The organism is Staphylococcus sp. OJ82, from assembly GCF_000294465.1.
Taxonomy (GTDB): Bacteria; Bacillota; Bacilli; order Staphylococcales; family Staphylococcaceae; genus Staphylococcus; species Staphylococcus equorum.
Window position 1 is genome coordinate 233,396 of the sequence record NZ_ALPU01000001.1, and the last position, 22,911, is coordinate 256,306.

The following is a 22,911-nucleotide window of genomic DNA, read 5'->3' on the forward strand; positions in this document are numbered from 1 at the left end:
TTTTCCTCCTTATTATTTTCCTAAACAGAACTGACTAAATAATTGATCTATCAATTCATCACTTGCGGATTCTCCGATGATTTCACCTAATATTTCCCAAGTTCTCGTTAAGTCAATTTGAATCATATCCATTGGTATATCTGATTCTGCTGCATCTATTGCATCTTGAATTGTATTCCTAGCCTCTTTTAACAATGAAATATGCCTTGAATTAGATACATACGTCATATCTTGATTTTGAACATCGCCACCAAAGAATAAATCTCTAATCTGTATTTCTAATTGATCTATTCCTTCTTGCTTTAACATAGAAGTTTGGATTAACGGCATATCTCCAACCATTACTTTAACTTCATCTATATCCAATTGTTTATCTAAATCCATTTTATTTACAATAACAATCGCGTCTTCATTTTTGATTACTTCATAAAGTTTACGGTCTTCTTCAGAGAGCGCTTCGTTATAATTTAATACAAATAAGATTAAGTCAGCCTCGCCCAATGCTTTTCGAGAACGTTCAACACCTATGCGCTCTACAATATCTTCAGTTTCACGAATACCTGCTGTGTCTACTAATCTTAGTGGTACACCTCGAACGTTAACGTATTCTTCTAATGTATCTCGTGTCGTTCCTGGCACTTCTGTAACAATAGCTTTATTATCTTGGATTAGATTATTAAGCATTGATGATTTACCAACATTCGGTTTACCGACAATTACTGTAGACAAACCTTCTCTCATAATCTTACCTTGCGTACCAGTTTCTAATAATTTATTAATCTCTTCTTTAATTTCACTTGATTTACCTAATAAAAATTCTGTAGTAGCGTCCTCTACGTCATCATATTCTGGGTAATCTATATTAACTTCGACTTGTGCAAGGATTTCGAGAATGGATTGTCGCTGTCGCTTAATCATATCACTCAAACGGCCTTCTATTTGATTCATTGCAACTTTTGATGCACGATCGGTTTTAGAACGAATAAAATCCATTACCGCTTCCGCTTGAGATAAATCAATACGTCCATTTAAGAACGCACGTTTCGTAAATTCTCCTGGCTCAGCCATACGTGCCCCATTACTCATTGTTAATTCAAGCACTCTATTAATTGTTAAAATACCACCGTGACAGTTGATTTCAACAATATCTTCACGGGTAAAAGTCTTCGGTGCACGTAGCACAGAAACCATTACTTCCTCTATAACTTCTTCTGATTCCGGGTCAATAATATGACCATAATTAATTGTATGAGATGTTACGTCTACAAGTTTTTGTTTTCCTTTAAATAACTTGTCAGCAACGTTAACTGCATCAGCACCAGATAAACGTACAATACCTATCGCACCTTCGCCCATTGGCGTGGATATACTCGTTATTGTATCTAAATCCATCATCCATCTCGCCTCCTTTATTGTCTAAATTTTATCATTATAATATTGTAAAGAGTTTCCTATCAAAAAGCGAACATCTTGATTGAAAAAATGCACAGTTAGTCTTAGGTTTGTCTGAGGTTAGACTAACGATAGTCTAATTAACCGCTCCCCTACCCTACTTAGATACGCTTATTAAAAGCCTTGGCTATTTTCAATACATGTTCAAGACTCGCTTGAATTTGTAACGTATCCATATCTTTAGCTGGCTTCCTCGCTATTACTACAATATCTAATGGTATCATGTCTTCTTTGTGTACCTTGAAGTTTTCACGAATAGCTCTCTTAATACGGGTTCTGACTACAGCATTACCTATTTTTTTAGAAACACTTATTCCTAGGCGGAAATGTTCTAAATTTTTGTTGGGTTTTGTGTATACTACAAATTGTCTATTAGCGACTGATTTCCCTTTTTTATAAATAAATTGAAAATCACCATTTTTTTTAATTCGATACGCTTTTTCCACCAACCATCACTCACTTATCTCTTCATTAGATGTATTATGTTTTATATATGTTTAATCTATATCACTAATTTTCTTAAATTACTAACGAAAATTAACGTAATTTCCTGTCATTTTCCTTCATTAAAACCAAAAAAAAGACCACTGATGAGTCAGTGATCTTATGCTGATAGTACTTTGCGGCCTTTACGACGACGACGCGCCAAAACTTTACGACCATTTTTTGTGCTCATGCGTTTTCTGAAACCATGAACTTTACTATGTTTACGTTTATTTGGTTGATAAGTACGTTTTACCATGCAAAAACACCTCCATCTTTATTCGGTTATCTAACTATTATAATAGATAAATTAATATACGCTTCTGCTCTTAAGTCTTGATTTAACTGTTATTAATTTCTAGTCATAATTCAAGCAACTTCTACAATATAACAAAATATATTTTATAAAGCAAGCATCAATTTGAGTCTTTGCAATTTTATAGGCAAAATCAAAACACTTCCAAATTCAATTGCATATAAGGAAGTGTTGAATTATAAATTCCCTAACTTCACCCTATTATAGTAGAAATATCACTATCTAAAAAATAAACCGCATTACCTTCATTTTTCTTTATACATTTTCCATACAATCTTTATAAATTATTTCCCAAGCTCACAAATGGCTAAATTTTTGATATACTGTTTGTTCCTCTAAGTTATCCACTTATGCACAGTTAAGTTTTCTATTTTTGTGGATAATATATATGTTATTAACAAGGTCATCTACGTTTTAACAACATATTCACAGCCATTTGACATTGGTCATTGTTAAAAAGTATAATTGTGTGGATAAGTCATGTAAATATTGATAGATACAGGGTTTACTTTATTGAATTATATACTAAACAGCTGTGTATAAATCATAGTTAGTAAATAGTTATCCACTGATTGTGTGTAACTTGTGGATAATTATCAACATGCTGTGATTAGTTTTATTTAAGCCTGTTGTTTTTGTGTATAACTTTTAAAATTTATGAAAGTTGGAGTTTAATCATATGTCAGAAAAAGAAATTTGGGAAAAAGTCCTAACCTTGGCTCAAGAGAAAGTAAGTTATCCTAGCTATCAAACTTTCCTTAAAGATACTAAGCTTTACTCATTGCAAAATGATGAAGCTATCGTTGTTATCGATGATCCATTTGTTGCCAATTGGTTAAAAACACATTATGTTGAAATTATTCAAACTGCATTATATGAGGCAATCGGTCATGAAATTATGCCAGTTTTCTATTCTGAAGATCAGTTAGAGAGTTTAAAGTCCGGTGAAAATCAACACACAAGTCAGGAGATGCCACAAAAGAAAAAGTATACACCAGGTGTAGATGAAGCTGTCATTGGCGGCGAACAATTCAATACACACAATACTTTTGATACTTTTGTGATCGGACCTGGCAATAGATTTCCTCATGCAGCAAGTCTTGCTGTTGCCGAAGCACCTGCTCAAGCCTATAACCCGCTCTTCATTTATGGTGGCGTTGGTTTAGGAAAAACGCATCTAATGCATGCAATTGGTCATTATGTATTGGAAAACAATCCTGATGCTAAAGTTATTTACACGTCTAGTGAAAAATTTACTAATGAATTTATTAAATCTATTCGTGATAATAAAACTGAGCGTTTTAGAGAAAAATACCGTAATATTGACGTTTTATTAATAGATGATATTCAATTCATCCAAAATAAAGAGCAAACGCAAGAAGAATTTTTCCATACTTTTAATGAATTACATCAAGCAAACAAACAAATTGTTATTTCGAGTGATAGACCGCCGAAAGAAATTGCTAAATTAGAAGATCGTTTGCGTTCTCGCTTTGAGTGGGGATTAATCGTTGATATTACGCCTCCTGATTACGAGACAAGAATGGCTATTTTGCAGAAAAAAATTGGAGAAGAAAATTTAAATATTCCAACTGAAGCATTAACTTATATTGCTAATCAAATCCAGTCTAATATTCGTGAACTTGAAGGTGCACTCACTCGTGTATTAGCATTTTCTAAACTTCAAGGCCAACCGATTACAACTGAATTAACTGCTGCAGCCTTAAAAGATATTATCCAAGCGCCAAAATCGAAAAAAATCACGATTCAGGACATTCAAAAGATAGTTGGACAATACTATAACGTAAGAATTGAAGATTTTAGTGCTAAAAAACGTACAAAATCCATTGCTTATCCGCGCCAAATTGCAATGTACCTATCACGTGAGCTAACTGATTTTTCATTACCTAAAATTGGTGAAGAGTTTGGTGGTCGTGATCATACTACGGTTATCCATGCACATGAAAAAATAGCTAAAGAAGTAAGTAGTGATTCAACTTTTAAACAAGAACTTGAAAACTTGGAAAAAGAAATTAGAAATCAATAAAAAAACTGTACTATAACAGATTAATTGTAGAAAAATGAGGAATAACGTAGTAACGATAAATTTTGGGGAATTGTGGATAATGTGTAAAAGTCATACACACTGTGCACAAGTTATCCACAGTCGTTAAATAATGTCATACCTGAATTCATATAAGTTATCCCGTAATCCACAAGCCCTACTACTATTACTACTGTTTTAAAACCTATATAATTTATATATAAACGACTGGAAGGAGTTTGAAAATTAGATGGAATTCACAATAAGAAGAGATTATTTTATTGCTCAATTAAATGACACATTAAAAGCCATCTCACCAAGAACTACATTACCAATATTAACTGGTATAAAAATTGAAGTTAAAAATAACGAAGTGATACTTACTGGTTCTGACTCAGAAATATCTATCGAAATCACTATACCTAAACAAGTTGATGGTGAAGACATTATAGAAGTTGCAGAAACTGGATCAGTCGTACTCCCTGGTCGTTTCTTCGTAGACATCATTAAAAAATTACCTGGTAAAGAAGTAAAACTTTCTACAAATGAACAATTTCAAACATTAATTACTTCAGGCCATTCTGAATTTAACTTAAGTGGTTTAGATCCAGATCAATATCCATTATTACCACAAGTTTCTCGCGATGATGCGATTCAATTATCTGTAAAAGTACTTAAAAACGTGATAGCACAGACGAATTTCGCAGTGTCCACCTCAGAAACACGCCCAGTACTCACTGGTGTTAACTGGCTTATACAAGATAGTGAATTAATATGCACAGCTACTGATTCGCATCGCTTGGCTGTAAGAAAAGTGGCATTAGAAGACGAGTCAGAAAATAAAAATGTCATCATTCCAGGTAAAGCATTATCAGAGTTAAATAAAATAATGACAGATAGTGAAGAAGAGATTGATATCTTCTTTGCATCAAACCAAGTACTGTTCAAAGTTGGCAATGTGAACTTTATTTCACGTTTATTAGAAGGGCACTATCCTGATACATCTCGTTTATTCCCAGAGAATTACGAAATTAAATTAGGCATTAATAACGGTGAATTCTATCATGCAATCGATCGTGCATCATTATTAGCACGTGAAGGTGGTAATAACGTTATTAAATTAAGTACTGGTAATGAATTAGTAGAATTATCTTCAACATCTCCTGAAATTGGTACTGTTAACGAAGACGTTAAAGCAAGTAACGTTGATGGTGGCAACTTGAAGATTTCATTCAACTCGAAATATATGATGGATGCATTGAAAGCAATTGATAATGACGAAGTCGAAATAGAATTCTTCGGCACAATGAAACCATTTATTTTAAAACCTAAAGACGATGATTCGGTAACACAATTAATTCTACCAATCAGAACATATTAGAAATTAATAACTTATCCCTAGACAATTTATTTTGTCTGGGGTTTTTTCTATTCATTTTTAAATTCGAAAGTAATTACTGGTCTATATGCGTGTATATAAATAAAGCAGGGGACATTTTTTAAGACAAGCTTAAATTTCAGAAGTATTTTAAGTGGTATATTTCATTTTTAAAGGCACTGAGAGATTAAATATAAGCATTTATAGTTAATTGTTAGGGTATTTTAATAGAATTTTAAAATGCGTCTAAAACACGCTTTAAATGTCATTTAAAATCTCAAATATTAAAAATGCAGATATAATTTCGAATTATATTTGAAAATTACGGATAGAGAATCATAAAATCGGATTAAAACTACTCGAAATTTGATATAATATTACATGTAAAACAACTACTATAACGGGCTTTGTAGATAATTATTAAAAAGAAGTGGAAATTAGTTATAAGAATACGCTTACACACTGTATTTTACATGAAATTTTTCGTGAAAAAAGGTATAATATATTAGTGAGCTTAAAAGAAACGGAGTGATTGATTTGGTTGAAGAGGTAATCGTTGATGGAGACATTACTTTAGGGCAATTTCTAAAGACAGAAGGTATTATCGAATCTGGTGGACAAGCAAAATGGTTCTTACAAGATTTTGATGTCTTGATAAATGACGAACGTGAAACACGTCGCGGTAAAAAGTTAAACCATCAAGATAGCATTGTCATACCAGAAATCGGTTCATTTGTTATTTTACATCAAGGTGAAGAATGAGATTAAAGACACTCCAGATAGAAAATTATCGTAACTATGATTCAGTTACCCTTGATTGTCATCCAGAGGTAAATATATTGATAGGTGAGAATGCACAAGGGAAGACAAACCTCCTTGAATCTATTTATACATTAGCGTTGGCTAAAAGTCATAGAACGTCCAATGACAAGGAACTTATACGTTTCGGTATGGACTATGCTAAAATAGAAGGTGAACTTAGTTATAGATACGGTGAAATGCCTTTAACGATGTTTATAACCAAAAAAGGTAAGCAAGTTAAAATTAATCACTTGGAACAAAGTAGACTGACTCAATATATTGGTCACTTGAACGTCGTATTGTTTGCGCCTGAAGATTTAAATATTGTCAAAGGATCACCACAAATTAGACGCAGATTTATAGATATGGAGCTTGGACAAATTTCTGCAGTATACTTAAATGATTTGTCTCAGTACCAGCGAATTTTAAAACAAAAAATAATTATTTGAAGCAGCTGCAATATGGTCAAAAGACAGATAGCACAATGCTAGATGTCTTAAATCAACAATTTGCAGCGTATGCGCTCAAAATTACGCTCAGACGTGAACATTTTATTAAAGAACTTGAATCACTAGCTAAGCCTATCCATTCTGGGATAACGGACGAACGTGAGACATTGTCATTAAAATATTTGCCTAGTATAAAACTCAGCGATGAAGAGAAAAGTGAGACGGAACGCTTAGAAGAAGTCTTAACTTTGCTCAATGACAATATGGAACGCGAGAAAGATAGAGGCGTTTGTTTATACGGTCCTCACAGAGATGATTTAGGTTTCAATGTAAATGGTATGGATGCTCAGACGTATGGTTCTCAAGGCCAACAAAGGACTACTGCTTTATCGATAAAACTCGCAGAAATCGAGTTAATGAATATCGAAGTAGGAGAGTACCCTATCTTATTGCTAGATGATGTATTAAGTGAATTAGATGATTCACGTCAGTCGCATTTATTAAGCACAATTCAACATAAAGTGCAGACTTTTGTAACTACAACATCAGTCGACGGTATAGAGCATGAAATTATGAAGAACGCTAAACTTTATCGCATCAACCAAGGCGAAATTATAAAGTAATAGAAAGTGAAGGTGGAAGCATTGTCAGATGTGAACAACACGGAAGATTATGGTGCTGGTCAGATTCAAGTATTAGAAGGTCTAGAAGCGGTTCGTAAACGACCAGGTATGTATATAGGTTCAACTTCAGCAAGAGGTTTGCATCATCTTGTATGGGAGATTGTCGATAATAGTATCGATGAGGCACTTGCTGGATATGCCGACGAAGTTGAAATTGTTATAGAAGAAGATAATTGGATAAAAGTTACTGATAACGGACGAGGAATTCCAGTAGGTATTCAAGAAAAAATGGGACGTCCTGCTGTAGAAGTTATTTTGACAGTGCTTCATGCTGGCGGTAAATTCGGCGGCGGCGGATATAAAGTATCTGGTGGACTACATGGTGTAGGTTCATCAGTAGTTAACGCGTTGTCTGAAGATTTAGAAGTGTACGTTTATAAAGATAACAAAATTTATCATCAAGCTTATAAAAAAGGGATACCTCAATTTGATTTGAAAGTCATCGGGGAAACTGATAAGCCTACTGGTACAGTAATTCGTTTTAAAGCGGATCCTGAGATCTTCACTGAAACTACAGAATATAACTATGACACATTACAACAGCGTACAAGAGAGCTTGCTTTCTTAAATAAAGGTATTTCAATTACGTTAAGAGATGAACGTGAAGAAGAAGTAAGAGAAGACTCATATCATTATGAGGGTGGTATTAAATCTTACGTAGAAATGTTGAATGAAACGAAAGAACCACTTCATGATGAACCGATTTATGTGCATGAATCAAAAGATGACATTGAAGTTGAAATCGCATTACAATATAACAAAGGTTATGCAACTAACTTATTAACATATGCGAACAACATTCACACATACGAAGGCGGTACACATGAAGAAGGATTCAAACGTGCGCTTTCTCGTGTGCTAAACAGCTATGGTCTAAACAGTAAAATAATCAAAGAAGATAAAGAGCGACTTTCAGGTGAGGATACACGTGAAGGTTTAACAGCGGTCGTTTCTATCAAACATAGTGATCCACAATTTGAGGGACAAACTAAGACGAAACTTGGTAACTCAGAAGTGCGTCAAGTCGTTGATAAACTATTCGCTGAATTATTTGAAAGATTCTTATACGAAAATCCACAAGTCGGACGTATTGTCGTTGAGAAAAGTATTATGGCGTCACATGCACGTCTTGCAGCTAAAAAAGCACGTGAAGTTACACGCCGTAAATCTGCATTGGAAATCTCAAGTCTACCTGGTAAACTTGCAGACTGTTCTAGTAAAGATCCATCTCGAAGTGAAATCTTTATCGTCGAGGGTGACTCTGCCGGAGGGTCTACAAAATCAGGCCGTGATTCAGAGACACAGGCGATTTTACCATTACGTGGTAAGATTTTAAATGTTGAGAAAGCACGATTAGATAGAATACTAAATAACAATGAAATTCGTTCAATGATTACTGCTTTTGGTACAGGAATTGGCGGAGAATTTGATTTGAGTAAAGCACGTTATCACAAGATTGTCCTTATGACAGATGCCGATGTCGATGGCGCGCACATTAGAACATTGCTTTTAACATTCTTCTATCGCTTTATGAGACCGTTATTAGAAGCGGGATATGTATATATTGCGCAACCACCACTTTTCAAATTGACGCAAGGTAAACAAAAATATTACGTGTTTAACGAACGTGAATTAGATAAGCTTAAAGAAGAACTAGATCCAAGTCCAAAATGGTCGATTTCACGTTACAAAGGTCTCGGTGAAATGAATGCGGACCAATTGTGGGAAACTACAATGAATCCTGAACACAGAGCGTTACTACAAGTATCATTAGAAGATGCTATAGAAGCAGACCAAGTATTTGAAATGTTGATGGGCGATGTTGTTGAGAATCGTAGACAGTTTATTGAAGATAACGCAGTCTATGCGAACTTAGATTTCTAATACAATGAACTGAATTTTTGAAGGAGGATATCTTGATGGCTGAACTACCTGAATCAAGAATTAATGAACGAAATATAACCAATGAAATGCGCGAATCGTTCTTAGATTATGCGATGAGCGTTATTGTCTCACGTGCTTTGCCAGACGTTAGAGATGGATTAAAACCAGTACATCGACGTATATTATACGGATTACATGAACAAGGTATGACACCTGACAAATCATATAAAAAATCTGCACGTATTGTTGGGGACGTAATGGGTAAATATCACCCACATGGTGACTCATCGATTTATGAAGCAATGGTAAGAATGGCACAGGACTTCAGCTATCGATATCCTTTAATTGATGGTCAAGGTAACTTTGGTTCAATGGATGGCGATGGCGCTGCTGCGATGCGTTATACAGAAGCACGTATGTCTAAAATCACGCTTGAAATGTTGAGAGACCTTAACAAAAATACAATTGATTTCATAGACAACTATGATGGTAATGAAAGAGAGCCGTCAGTCTTACCATCAAGGTTCCCGAACTTATTAGTTAACGGTGCTTCGGGTATCGCTGTTGGTATGGCTACTAATATTCCACCGCATAACTTAACAGAAGTTATTAACGGCGTATTAAGTTTAAGTCATAACCCTGACATCACGATTTCTGAATTAATGGAAGATGTTCAAGGTCCTGATTTCCCTACAGGTGCTTTAATTCTAGGTAAAAGTGGCATCCGTCGTGCATTTGAAACTGGACGTGGTTCAGTTATAATGCGTTCTCGTGCTGAAATAGAAGAGCGCGGTGGCGGACGTCAACGTATCGTAGTGACTGAAGTACCATACCAAGTCAATAAAGCGCGTATGATAGAAAAAATCGCTGAATTAGCTCGTGATAAAAAAATAGAAGGTATTACAGATTTACGTGATGAAACAAGTTTACGTACAGGTGTACGTGTCGTAATTGATGTTCGTAAAGATGCAAACGCAAGTGTTGTTCTAAATAACTTGTATAAACAAACACCATTACAAACATCATTTGGTGTAAACATGATTGCATTGGTAAATGGTAGACCGAGACTTATCACGCTTAAAGAAGCATTGGTTGAATATTTAGATCACCAAAAAGTAGTTGTAAGAAGACGTACTGAATACAACTTGAAAAAAGCATTAGATCGTGCACATATTTTAGAAGGTTTAAGAATTGCACTAGATCATATTGATGAAATCATTAGAGTGATACGTGAATCAGATAACGACAAAATTGCGATGGCAAGCTTGCAAGAGCAATTTAAGTTAACTGAACGTCAAGCTCAAGCGATATTAGACATGCGTTTAAGACGTTTAACTGGTTTAGAACGCGATAAGATTGAATCAGAATACAATGATTTAATTGCTTATATCGAAGAGTTAAAAGCAATTCTTGCAGATGAAGAAAAGCTTTTACAAATCGTGCGTGATGAATTGATTGATGTTCGTGATCGTTTTGGTGACGAACGTAAAACTGAAATTCAACTTGGTGGACTTGATAATATTGAAGATGAAGACTTAATCCCTGAAGAACAAATTGTCATTACATTAAGTCATAATAACTATATTAAACGTCTACCTGTTTCAACATATAGATCACAACATCGTGGTGGCCGTGGTGTACAAGGTATGAATACACTCGAAGAAGACTTTGTTAGTCAACTCGTAACGTTAAGTACACATGATCACGTTTTATTCTTTACGAATAAAGGTCGTGTTTATAAACTTAAAGGTTACGAAGTACCAGAACTCTCACGTCAGTCTAAAGGTATTCCAGTAGTCAATGCCATAGAGTTAGATAGTGATGAATCTATCAGTACAATGATTGCCGTTAAAGATTTAGAAAGTGAAGAAGATTACCTTGTATTTGCAACATTAAAAGGTAGAGTTAAACGTTCTGCGTTAAGCAACTTCTCACGCATAAACAGAAACGGTAAGATTGCTATCAACTTTAAAGATGACGATGAACTAATTGCAGTACGTCTTACAGATGGTGAAACTGATATTCTTATCGGTACTGCGCATGCGTCATTAATTCGCTTCCACGAAACTGCATTACGTCCACTTGGTCGTACAGCAGCAGGTGTGAAAGGAATTACGCTTAGAGAAGGCGATAAAGTTGTCGGCTTAGATGTTACTAAAGCGGAACAAGATGATGAAATCTTAGTCGTTACTGAAAATGGTTACGGTAAACGTACACCTGTAGGAGATTACAGATTATCAAACCGTGGCGGTAAAGGTATTAAGACTGCTACGATTACTGAACGTAATGGTAATATTGTTTGTATAACATCAGTCACAGGAGAAGAAGACTTGATGGTTGTAACAAATTCTGGTGTTATTATTCGTATCGATGTAAATGACATTTCACAAAATGGTCGTGCAGCCCAAGGTGTGAGATTAATCAAATTAGATGATAATCAATTTGTATCTACGGTAGCTATAGTAAACGAGGAAGATGAAGAAGAAGCAATTGAAGAATCTGAAGCAAATGAAGCAAGTTTAACAAATGCTCAAACAACGGATTCTGAATCACAAGATGCGTCATCTAGTAATGAAGCAGTTGTAGAAGATAACACACCAGGAAATGGTATCCATACAGAAGTTGAAGATGACAACTCTGAAGAAGATGGCCGTAAAGAAGTAAGAGAAGACTTTATGGATCGTGTTAACGAAGATATCGATAATGCAGATAGCGATGACAACGAAGAAGAATAATCTTTGATTAAATATAAATACACATATAAAAAGACCTACCTCATTAAGGTAGGTCTTTTTTCGTTATAAATTAGCTTTCTAATGATTTCATGGCATGTGGGATTTCGCTTATAAGTCTTGATGGCGGAACGACATACATTTTCTCTGCTAACTGTTCACCAATGAAGCTATGTGCGTATGTTGCACTTGTGACAGCTTCCTGAGTGTCATCAAACTGCCCGACGAAACTCGTAATCATTCCAGCTAGGGTATCACCCATGCCTCCGGTTGCCATAGCAGGCGTGCCGATTGGTAATTTATAATCTTTGTCTTTGAAATAAATCTCCGTACCATGCATTTTTAGGACAATAGTTGCTCCAATACGATCTACCGCTTCACGATTACGTTCATATGTTTGTTCATCAATAGGAATACCACTTAAACGTTCCCATTCTTTTTGATGTGGTGTAAAAATGACATGACAAGCAGGTATTTCAGGTTTCAATTTACTGAAAATCGTTATAGCATCGCCATCTACGATTAGCGTTTGATGTGGTTGAATATTTTGTAATAAGAATGTGATTGCGTTATTACCTTTGAAATCACAACCTAATCCAGGGCCGATTAAGATACAATCTGTGTTTTCAATCATTTTTGTTAACATTTTTGTATCATTAATATCAATGACCATTGCTTCAGGACAACGAGAATGTAGTGCAGCATGGTTCGTTGGGTGTGTAGCTACTGTTATTAGCCCACTGCCACTATAAACACATGCACGTGCTGCAAGCATGATTGCGCCACCTAAGTTTGCATTACCTCCAATTAAAAGGATTCTGCCATAATCACCTTTATGTGTATCATCTTCACGTCTAGGAATGCTTACCGATGATAAAGTTTCCATATTGAAACCTCCTTTTAAATTTTATGATAATTTAACGCTATTCATTTTTGAATAATATACGTAAAAGTCAGAGTTTAAAATTACAAAAGTAATTATAAATTGGCTTTAAAATCTTCAATTATACGTGCAAAATATTGCTGTCTATTGAAGGAGTTTTATTTTTAAATTTTTAAGCTGTTTTTTAATACAATAGAAAATAATAAACCTGTATTGCATTTAAGTCAATAGGTAACGCTGTTAAGAAATGATTAAGTTTTCTAAAATGAAGATGAATGCTACTTTACCCTATTAAAACAGTGATTTGATACCATGTTACGGATGTGTCAAAAGCTATTGTTCTGCTGAAAATGTAAGCGTATACTCGAATTAATCGAATTAAATTCATAAGTAGGGAGATGGAGAAATGACATTACAATTAAATGGAGAAATGCTTACAATTGAAGATATCAGGAAGTTTTTATACGAGAAAGATACGGTGGAAGTAACTGAAGAAGCTTTTGAACGGGTAAAACAAAGCCGTCAAACAGTAGAGAATATTATAGCGAATAAAGAGACAGTCTATGGTATTACGACAGGATTTGGTTTGTTCAGTGACGTGCGTATTGATGAAGGGGAATATAATCAATTACAAGTTAACCTTATCCGTTCACATGCATGTGGTATGGGGGATCCATTTTCAGAAGAAGTGTCATTAGTGATGATGGTATTAAGATTAAATACTCTACTTAAAGGACATTCTGGTACTACAGTAGCTTTAGTCGAACAGCTCGTATACTTCATTAATAATAGAATTGTGCCGGTAGTTCCTCAACAAGGCTCACTTGGTGCTTCTGGAGATTTAGCACCGTTATCTCACTTAGCATTGGCCTTGATTGGTGAAGGTAACGTCTTTTACCAAGGTGAAGAGGTAGACAGTCGGTATGTCTTAAATAACTTGAAGCGTAAGCCACTAGAATTACAGGCAAAGGAAGGACTAGCACTAATCAACGGTACACAGGCGATGACTGCCCAGGGTGTAATCAGCTATATAGAAGCAGAAAGTCTAGGCTATCAAGCAGAATGGATTGCTTCACTTACACATCAAGCACTCAATGGTATTACAGATGCTTATAATGAAAAAGTACATAAAGCACGTAACTTCCAAGAACAAATTGATGTAGCTGCGCGTATGTTAGATTGGTTAGAAGGTTCCGAGTTAACAACGACACAAGGTGAAGTACGTGTGCAAGATGCTTATACGTTACGCTGTATCCCACAAATTCATGGAGCAAGTTTCCAAGTGTTCAATTATGTTAAAGAAAAACTAGAATTTGAAATGAATGCTGCAAATGATAATCCACTTATATTTGATGAAGATGATGAAACACTAGTGATATCCGGTGGTAATTTCCATGGACAACCGATTGCTTTTGCTTTAGATTTCTTAAAATTAGGGGTCAGCGAACTGGCTAATGTTTCAGAACGTAGACTAGAAAGACTTGTGAATCCACAATTGAATAATGGCTTACCTGCATTTTTAAGTCCACAACTAGGTTTACAAAGTGGTGCAATGATTATGCAATATGCGGCAGCAAGTTTAGTTTCAGAAAATAAGACACTTGCACATCCTGCCAGTGTTGATTCTATACCGTCGTCAGCGAACCAAGAAGATCATGTATCTATGGGAACGATTGCTTCTCGTCACGGTTATATGATGGTAGAGAATGCACGACGTGTCTTAGCGATAGAGACAATTATTGCATTACAAGCTGTAGAATATAAAGATATTGATAAGTTATCACCAAAAACATATGAAAAATATCAAACGTTACGCCAAATCATACCATCCATCACAGAAGATAGACAATTTCATAAAGATATCGCAGCGGTATCGCAATATTTACACGATATTGCGTATATGAACGAGATATAATAGACATCAGCACTGTCACTCTTGAAAAATATAAGGTTATTTGCTATATTTAAAACAAGTTAATAAGTTATTGTTCGTAGGCTAAGTAGTATTAATTGTTTGATTTCAGAGAACTTGTGGTTGGTGTGAACAAGTAATCAACGTTAGTGTGAATCTACCTACTATTAGAAGAACAACCGGCTTTGGCCGTTATTTATGGAGAGTGCAGTCTAATTAGGCTGTTAAATAGGGTGGCAACACGTAGACCACGTCCCTTGTAGAGGGGATGTGGTCTTTTTTGTGTTATTATCCAAACATTTTTAAAAATTGAAAGGATGAATGCGATATGTTAGACATTAAATTATTCCGTAACGAACCTGATTTAGTTAGAGAAAAAGTAACAAAGCGTGGTATGGATGCACAAGTAGTTGACGATATTTTAGCATTAGATGAAAAGCGTCGCCAATTAATTAGCCAAGCTGAAGAAATGAAAGCGCAACGTAACAAAGTAAGTGGAGAGATTGCTCAGAAGAAACGTAATAAAGAAAATGCAGACGATGTTATTGCTGAGATGCGTAAACTTGGGGATGAAATTAAAGTCTTAGATGATGATTTAAATCAAATAGACCATGATCTTAATGATAAACTGTCTCGTATTCCAAACATAATTCAAGATGATGTTCCTGTAGGCGCGTCAGATGAAGAAAATGTAGAACTTAAACGTTGGGGCACACCAAGAAACTTTGATTTTGAAGAAAAAGCACATTGGGATCTTGTAGAAGATTTAAATATGGCTAACTTTGAACGTGGTGCTAAAGTATCAGGTGCGAGATTTGTCTTCTTAACTGGTGAAGGTGCTCAATTAGAAAGAGCATTAATGAACTACATGGTAACGAAACATACAACAAAACATGGTTATACAGAAATGATGGTACCACAGTTAGTAAATGCAGATTCAATGTATGGTACGGGTCAATTACCTAAATTTGAAGAAGATTTATTTAAAATTGAAAAAGAAGGGCTGTACACAATTCCAACAGCTGAAGTACCACTAACGAATTATTATCGTAATGAAATTATAGGTCCTGATGTCTTACCTGCTAAATTTACAGCACAATCAGCATGTTATCGTAGTGAAGCGGGTTCAGCTGGACGTGATACAAGAGGTCTGATTCGATTACATCAATTCGACAAAGTTGAAATGGTTCGTTTTGAAAAACCAGAAGATTCTTGGGATGCGCTTGAAGAAATGACAAATCATGCAGAAGCGATTTTAGAAGAACTTGTGCTACCTTATCGTCGTGTGAATCTGTGTACAGGTGACATTGGATTTGGAGCTAGCAAAACATATGATTTAGAAGTTTGGTTACCAAGCTATAATGATTATAAGGAAATTAGTTCATGTTCAAATATAACTGACTTCCAAGCGCGTCGTGCGAATATCCGTTTCAAACGTGATAAAAATGCTAAACCAGAATTAGTGCATACACTCAATGGTAGTGGGTTAGCAGTTGGACGTACATTTGCAGCAATCGTTGAAAACTATCAAAACGCAGATGGTTCTATTACAATACCAGATGCTTTAGTTCCGTTTATGGGCGGTAAAACAGAAATCCGTCCTGTAAAATAAAAATTAAACAAGCATGGCTAAAAGAGCGTAGCAAAGGCATTTGCTACGCTCTTTATTTATATCGTGGTGGGGTAGGGGAGGGGTAAAAATAACGTAATTTATAAAATTATATAAGTGACCTCAATGATTTTTTATACGGAAAACAACAGGTAAGTCTAAAATATTTCATAAAATTCTGACACATCAAAAACCTTTTGATAACAGCATATTTAAACTGAGGGTTGTCTTCCGTCGCACAAACGTAAGTCTAAAGTCATTGAATGAAACTCTTGCTTTATATTAAACTTAATCTATTGTTTTTAAAAATTAAAAATGAAAGGAGTGAGGTAATGGAAGCACATGTAACTTTTAAGCAAGGTGTGAAAGAATGTGTTCCTACATTATTAGGGTACGCTGGGGTAGGGTTGTCTTTTGGAATTGTAGCTGTAGCCTCAGGATTTAGTTTGCTTGAAATTATCTTACTCTGTTTACTCGTGTATGCTGGTGCTGCACAATTCATTATTTGTGCACTAGTCATCGCCGGTACGCCGATTTCTGCGATTGTGTTAACAGCATTTATCGTTAATTCCAGAATGTTTCTACTGAGTATGACACTCGCACCGAGTTATCAATCATACGGTTTATTAAATCGAATAGGGCTTTCAACGCTCATTACAGATGAAACGTTTGGTGTAGCAATTACACCACACCTTAAAGGAGAAAAAATTAATGATCGTTGGTTACACGGTTTAAATATCACAGCTTATTTGTTTTGGACATTTGCATGTGTTATGGGCGCTATTTTTGGAAAATACATAAACAACCCAGAAACGTTAGGTTTAGATTTCGCTATTGCAGCGATGTTTATCTTTTTAGCTGTATCACAGTTTGAATCAGTTCAACGCTCTCGCATTAAGACGTATTTTGTATTGATTATTACTGTAATCGTGATGATGCTTCTTTTAAGTCTCTTTATGGCATCCTATGTGGCAATTATACTTGCTTCTACGATAGCAGCTGGGATTGGGGTGGTGATGGAACGATGACAACAACGACGCACATGCTTATCATTATTTTGCTTTGTGGTATTGTGACGTGGTTTACACGGATAATACCGTTTTTACTTATATCTAAAATTAAACTATCTGAAAGAGTTGTAAAATGGTTGTCGTTTATACCAATTACGCTATTTACTGCTTTAGTTATTGACGGTTTGATTGAACAACAAGATGGAATGATGGGGTATAGCATTAATGTGCCATTTTTAATTACGATGGTCCCTACAGTAGTGATTGCAGTTATCACACGTAGTTTAACTATTACAATCGTAGGTGGCATTATTATTATGGCTGCATTAAGATGGGTGTTTTAATTTATTTCATTGATGTAAATCGTTTTATCCGTTAGAATAACAATAATTAGAAAATTCCGACATTTTTTAAAAGATAAATTGATTGTAGAAACATCAATAGTAGTAATGTAGTGCAATACAATTAAAATTAAATCTTATTTCGAGAAGCTAAGGGATTTGGCCCAATGATGCTTCAGCAACCGGCTGAATAAAGTACGGTGCTAAAACCAACGATATAGTCGAATGATAAGTAATTTTCAACTTCTTGCTTATTATAGTGAGGAGTTTTTTTACTAAGTAGGAGGTAAATCATGACGAATTATACGGTTGATACATTAGAATTAGGACCATTTACAACAGAGTCAGGAGAAACAATCTCAAACTTAAAATTACGTTACGAACATGTTGGATTGAAAGGTCAACCTCTTGTGGTCGTGTGTCATGCTTTGACAGGAAATCACTTAACGTATGGTACAAGTGAACAACCTGGATGGTGGAGAGGCATTATTGATGGTGGTTATATGCCAATTAACGATTATCAGTTTTTAACTTTTAATGTAATTGGTAGTCCATTTGGTTCTAGTTCAGCACTTACTGATGAAGACTTTCCAGAACAACTAACTTTGCGTGATATAGTGCGTGCAATTGAATTAGGTATTGAGCACTTAGGATTTGAACGTATTAATATACTCATAGGTGGCTCTTTAGGTGGCATGCAGGCAGTAGAGTTATTATATAACCGTAAATTTGATGTTGATAAAGCAGTTATACTTGCTGCTACACAGAGAACATCTTCATATAGCCGTGCATTTAATGAAATTGCGAGACAAGCGATTCATTTAGACCATGAGCAAGGTATGAGTATCGCAAGACAGCTCGGTTTCTTAACATACCGTTCGTCTAAAAGTTATGAACAACGCTTCTCGCCAGATCAAGTAGTTGCATATCAAAGGCACCAAGGTGATAAGTTTATGAAGCACTTTAGTTATTCATGTTATCTAACACTGCTTGACGTCTTAGACAGTCACGATGTGGATAGAGGCCGTGATGACGTGGACGAAGTGTTCAGTAAACTAGATACTAAGATGATGACGATGGGCTTTGCGGACGACTTACTTTATCCTGATGACCTTGTTTATGCAGTTGGGCAACGCTTTAAATATCATAAACATTTCTTTGTACCTGACAATGTAGGGCATGATGGATTTTTAGTTAATTTTAATGATTGGGCACCTAATTTATACCATTTCTTAAAGGTATATAAAATCAAGCGTAAATGAGAGTGACTTTATTATAGAATATTAAATTTAGGACGACAGAGTAGAATCAGAATAATCAGGTGGGATATACAAGGTAGACTGACTGCTACTGTATGTCCTATTTTTTATGGGAAAATGCAAGGAAATACCTGTGATTTTATGTAGTAGTAAGGAGTGTTCCTGTATCAAATATCAACTGAAAGGGTGAACATTAGTTTATCTTCAAATAGTTGAATGTGTAGTGTATGTTTAACTTCTATAGAAATGAGTTGGCAATAATTGTATAAAAGTTTTAAAGAGGTTAAAATAAAAGTTATAGTCAAAAATAGTATGGGAGTGGCGAATTTGTTTTCAAAAATATATCCTAAGGCAACTATACTTAGTATAATCACGCTAGTCATAGTAGCTTTAGCTTTACATATATTACCACCGCTTGGGCTTGTATTGAGTTTGTTTGCGACAATTCCAGGCATTATTTTATGGCATAAGTCTGTAGAATCATTTGGTTTAACAGCAGTCGTAACAGTTGTATTGACAACTTTATTAGGTAATATATTCGTATTAAGTATCATGGTCCTCGTACTCTTAGTGAGTTTCGTTGTTGGCCAATTATTAAAAGAACGTACATCTAAAGAGCGTATACTTTATATTACAACTACATACGTGAGTATGATCTCGTTAATTGCATTTATGGCATTACAAACATTTGATAAAATACCAACATCAACAACATTAATGAAACCTGTGAAAGATCAAATAAATTATTATATTTCTAATGCAGGTGTTGGTGCAGATTATAAACAAATGTTTGAAGAAATGTTCCGTCAATTATCAGTTCAGTTACCAAGTTATGTAATTATTGCAGTATTTATACTCATATTAATCAATTTACTAGTTACTTTTCCAATTTTACGTAAATTCAAAATTGCTACACCAATATTCAAACCATTATATGCGTGGCAAATGAAGCGTTCATTGCTATGGATGTATATGATTGTCCTACTTTGTGTTATGTTTACTGTCGAACCGAGTGCATTCCAAAGTATCGTATTAAACTTCGAAATTGTGTTATCATTATGTATGTATATTCAGGGGTTAAGTGTGATTCACTTTTTCGGAAAGGCAAAATCAATGCCGCTCACACTTACTGTGATTTTAATGGCAATAGGGACAATTCTAATGCCACTTACACATATTGTAAGCCTCCTGGGTGTTGTAGATTTATGTATTAACTTAAAACGTATCATTAAAAAATGATTTGAGGTGGAAAAATGAATCGTCAATCCACTAAAAAAGCCTTGCTCTTGCCATTTATCATAATGGCACTCACGGCAATTGCGCTTGTTGTAATATGGTTCGTTTTCAACCAAATTATGGCAGGCATCGCTGCGATTGTCTTAGTGGTTATAATTATAGGGACAGTATTTTTGGTAAGACAAGCTTTACAAAAACTAGATAGCTATGTAGATGGTCTGAGTGGTCATATTTCTGAAGGTAGCAACATCGCAATTAAGAATTTACCTATTGGGATGATCATCTTAGACGAAAATGAAAACATAGAGTGGATGAACCATTTTATGTCGGAACGATTAGACCGTAATGTCATTTCCGACCCAGTAAACGAAGTATATCCTAATATCTTAAAACAATTAGAAAAAACACAAGAAATTGAAATTAAAGAAAATGAATATCACTATCGCGTTCGATATTCTGAAAAAGAACATGTTTTATACTTCTTTGATATTACAGAAGAAATTCAGACGGAAGCATTATATGAAGAATCCAAACCGATTATCATGACATTATTCTTAGATAACTATGATGAAATTACTCAAAATATGAACGATACACAAAGATCAGAAATTAACTCTATGGTTACACGTGTAATCAGTAGATGGGCGACAGAATATAACATTTATTTCAAACGTTATAGTTCTGATCAATTTGTGGCGTACTTAAATCAACGTATTTTAAAAGATATCGAAGAATCTAATTTTAGTATTTTAAGTCAACTCCGTGAAAAGAGTGTCGGTTATCGTGCCCAACTTACATTAAGTGTTGGTGTCGGTGAAGGCTCAGAAAATCTTATCGACCTGGGTGAACTTTCACAGTCAGGCTTAGATTTAGCGCTCGGCCGTGGTGGTGACCAAGTAGCGATTAAGAGTATGAATGGTAATGTACGTTTCTATGGCGGTAAGACTGATCCAATGGAGAAACGTACACGTGTAAGAGCACGAGTGATTTCACACGCTTTAAAAGATATCTTGATGGAAGGCGACAAAGTAATTATTATGGGGCATACACGTCCTGATTTAGATGCAATCGGTGCAGCAATTGGTGTATCCCGCTTTGCAATGATGAATAATTTAGATGCCTACATTGTATTAAATGAATCAGATATCGATCCAACGTTACGTCGTGTTATGGATGCAGTGAATGAAAAACCAGAACTAAAAGATCGTTTCATTACTTCAGATGAAGCGTGGGATATTATGACATCTAAGACAACATTAGTCATCGTAGATACGCATAAACCTGAAATGGTTATTGATGAAAATATTTTAAATAAAGCAAACCGTAAAGTCGTGATTGATCATCATAGACGTGGTGAAAGCTTTATCTCTAGTCCATTGCTTATATATATGGAACCTTACGCAAGTTCGACAGCTGAACTTGTCACAGAATTACTAGAGTATCAACCGACAGAACAACGTCTGACACGTTTAGAATCAACAGTTATGTTTGCTGGTATTATCGTAGATACCCGTAACTTTACATTGCGTACAGGCTCTAGAACATTTGATGCCGCAAGTTATCTACGTGCACATGGTGCCGATACGATATTGACACAGCATTTCTTGAAAGATGATCTTGATACGTATATCAATCGTACTGAGTTGATTCAAACGGTGAAACTGCAAGAGAATGGGGTAGCAATTGCCCACGGTTCTAACGACAAAATCTATCACCCTGTTACAGTTGCACAAGCTGCCGATGAACTGTTAAGTTTAGATGGTGTAGAGGCTTCATATGTAATAGCGAGACGAGAAGACAACCTCATAGGCATGTCTGCCCGCTCACTTGGTACAGTTAATGTTCAATTAACGATGGAAGCACTTGGCGGTGGTGGTCATTTAACAAATGCAGCTACACAAATGAAAGATGTAACTGTCGATGAAGCAATCGAAAAATTACAACAAGCTATAACAGAACAAATGAGTAGGAGTGAAAATTCATGAAAGTAATATTCACACAAGATGTAAAAGGTAAAGGTAAAAAAGGCGAAGTTAAAGACGTACCAGTAGGTTATGCAAACAACTTCTTAATAAAGAAAAATTATGCGGTGGAAGCAACACCAGGTAACTTAAAACAATTAGAACAAAAAAATAAAGCAGCTGAAGCTGAGCGTCAACAACAAATTGAAGATGCTAAACAATTAAAAGAACAATTAAGTAATATTGAAGTCGAAGTATCTGCTAAAACAGGTGAAGGCGGCAAATTATTTGGTTCGGTAAGTACGAAACAAATCACGCAAGCATTACAAAAACAACATGACATCAAGATTGATAAGCGTAAAATGGACTTACCAAATGGTATCCACGCATTGGGTTACACAAACGTGCCAGTTAAATTAGACAAAGAAGTCGAAGGTACAATTCGTGTACACACAGTTGAACAATAATAACGGATTGA

17 protein-coding genes, 1 pseudogene, 1 riboswitch and 1 other annotated feature are annotated in these 22,911 nt (G+C 35.2%); of the genes and pseudogenes, 14 read left to right on the forward strand and 4 right to left on the reverse strand.

Translation table 11 applies throughout. The features are described from left to right. Window positions 1-12 precede the first annotated feature (12 nt). From mnmE to rpmH, 3 genes are all read right to left on the reverse strand, one after another. Entirely contained in the window at window positions 13-1,392 is a 1,380-nt protein-coding gene (gene mnmE / locus SOJ_RS01105; RefSeq protein ID WP_156789156.1) for a tRNA uridine-5-carboxymethylaminomethyl(34) synthesis GTPase MnmE, read from the reverse strand. 161 nt (window positions 1,393-1,553) lie between these two features. After that, on the reverse strand, window positions 1,554-1,898 hold the full coding sequence (gene rnpA / locus SOJ_RS01110; protein ID WP_002506213.1) for a ribonuclease P protein component: 345 nt from the start codon (window positions 1,896-1,898) through the stop codon (window positions 1,554-1,556). Window positions 1,899-2,056: 158 nt separating this feature from the next. Beyond that, entirely contained in the window at window positions 2,057-2,194 is a 138-nt protein-coding gene (rpmH, locus tag SOJ_RS01115) for a 50S ribosomal protein L34 (protein WP_000240855.1), read from the reverse strand. Between the two features lie 736 nt (window positions 2,195-2,930). Here rpmH and dnaA point away from each other — a divergent pair. From dnaA to gyrA, 6 genes and pseudogenes are all read left to right on the forward strand, one after another. After that, a complete protein-coding gene (dnaA, locus tag SOJ_RS01120) occupies window positions 2,931-4,298 on the forward strand; it encodes a chromosomal replication initiator protein DnaA (RefSeq protein WP_002506214.1) in 1,368 nt (455 codons plus the stop codon). Between the two features lie 247 nt (window positions 4,299-4,545). Further along, the gene (dnaN, locus tag SOJ_RS01125; RefSeq protein WP_002506215.1) at window positions 4,546-5,676 is read left to right on the forward strand and encodes a DNA polymerase III subunit beta; all 1,131 of its coding nucleotides are present in this window, start codon (window positions 4,546-4,548) and stop codon (window positions 5,674-5,676) included. 525 nt (window positions 5,677-6,201) lie between these two features. Then, entirely contained in the window at window positions 6,202-6,435 is a 234-nt protein-coding gene (gene yaaA, locus SOJ_RS01130) for a S4 domain-containing protein YaaA (RefSeq protein ID WP_172457949.1), read from the forward strand. Then, window positions 6,432-7,546: pseudogene (gene recF / locus SOJ_RS01135) on the forward strand (DNA replication/repair protein RecF). Before yaaA ends, recF begins: the two are co-directional and overlap by 4 nt. Window positions 7,547-7,558: 12 nt before the next feature. Then, complete coding sequence (gene gyrB / locus SOJ_RS01140; protein WP_176722589.1) at window positions 7,559-9,490, forward strand: DNA topoisomerase (ATP-hydrolyzing) subunit B; 1,932 nt, start codon at window positions 7,559-7,561, stop codon at window positions 9,488-9,490. Window positions 9,491-9,525: 35 nt separating this feature from the next. Next, complete coding sequence (gyrA, locus tag SOJ_RS01145) at window positions 9,526-12,225, forward strand: DNA gyrase subunit A (RefSeq protein ID WP_002506220.1); 2,700 nt, start codon at window positions 9,526-9,528, stop codon at window positions 12,223-12,225. A gap of 70 nt (window positions 12,226-12,295) precedes the next feature. Here gyrA and SOJ_RS01150 read toward each other — a convergent pair whose 3' ends face one another. Then, window positions 12,296-13,108, reverse strand: a complete 813-nt coding sequence (locus tag SOJ_RS01150; RefSeq protein ID WP_002506221.1) for an NAD(P)H-hydrate dehydratase — start codon at window positions 13,106-13,108, stop codon at window positions 12,296-12,298. Window positions 13,109-13,511: 403 nt separating this feature from the next. On the opposite strand from SOJ_RS01150, the gene hutH reads away from it, so the two are divergent. The 8 genes from hutH (at window position 13,512) to rplI (ending at window position 22,900) form a co-directional block, all read left to right on the forward strand. Continuing rightward, complete coding sequence (hutH, locus tag SOJ_RS01155) at window positions 13,512-15,020, forward strand: histidine ammonia-lyase (RefSeq protein WP_002506222.1); 1,509 nt, start codon at window positions 13,512-13,514, stop codon at window positions 15,018-15,020. A 63-nt stretch (window positions 15,021-15,083) separates the two neighbouring features. Then, window positions 15,084-15,278, forward strand: a binding site (T-box leader). A gap of 67 nt (window positions 15,279-15,345) precedes the next feature. Further along, the gene (gene serS / locus SOJ_RS01160; protein WP_002506223.1) at window positions 15,346-16,629 is read left to right on the forward strand and encodes a serine--tRNA ligase; all 1,284 of its coding nucleotides are present in this window, start codon (window positions 15,346-15,348) and stop codon (window positions 16,627-16,629) included. Window positions 16,630-16,958: 329 nt separating this feature from the next. Next, complete coding sequence (locus tag SOJ_RS01165) at window positions 16,959-17,654, forward strand: AzlC family ABC transporter permease (RefSeq protein WP_002506224.1); 696 nt, start codon at window positions 16,959-16,961, stop codon at window positions 17,652-17,654. Continuing rightward, window positions 17,651-17,980: an AzlD domain-containing protein gene (locus tag SOJ_RS01170; RefSeq protein WP_002506225.1), complete on the forward strand. Its 330-nt coding sequence runs from the start codon at window positions 17,651-17,653 to the stop codon at window positions 17,978-17,980. The genes SOJ_RS01165 and SOJ_RS01170 overlap by 4 nt, the downstream gene beginning before the upstream one ends. A 131-nt stretch (window positions 17,981-18,111) precedes the next feature. Further along, window positions 18,112-18,212, forward strand: a riboswitch (SAM riboswitch). Between the two features lie 58 nt (window positions 18,213-18,270). After that, complete coding sequence (gene metX, locus SOJ_RS01175; protein WP_002506226.1) at window positions 18,271-19,239, forward strand: homoserine O-acetyltransferase MetX; 969 nt, start codon at window positions 18,271-18,273, stop codon at window positions 19,237-19,239. Between the two features lie 309 nt (window positions 19,240-19,548). Further along, window positions 19,549-20,475 (forward strand): DUF2232 domain-containing protein, encoded by a 927-nt coding sequence (locus SOJ_RS01180; protein WP_176721756.1) that lies wholly within the window; start codon window positions 19,549-19,551, stop codon window positions 20,473-20,475. Window positions 20,476-20,489: 14 nt separating this feature from the next. Continuing rightward, entirely contained in the window at window positions 20,490-22,457 is a 1,968-nt protein-coding gene (locus SOJ_RS01185) for a DHH family phosphoesterase (protein ID WP_002506228.1), read from the forward strand. Beyond that, a complete protein-coding gene (rplI, locus tag SOJ_RS01190) occupies window positions 22,454-22,900 on the forward strand; it encodes a 50S ribosomal protein L9 (protein WP_002506229.1) in 447 nt (148 codons plus the stop codon). The genes SOJ_RS01185 and rplI overlap by 4 nt, the downstream gene beginning before the upstream one ends. Window positions 22,901-22,911: the final 11 nt, after the last annotated feature.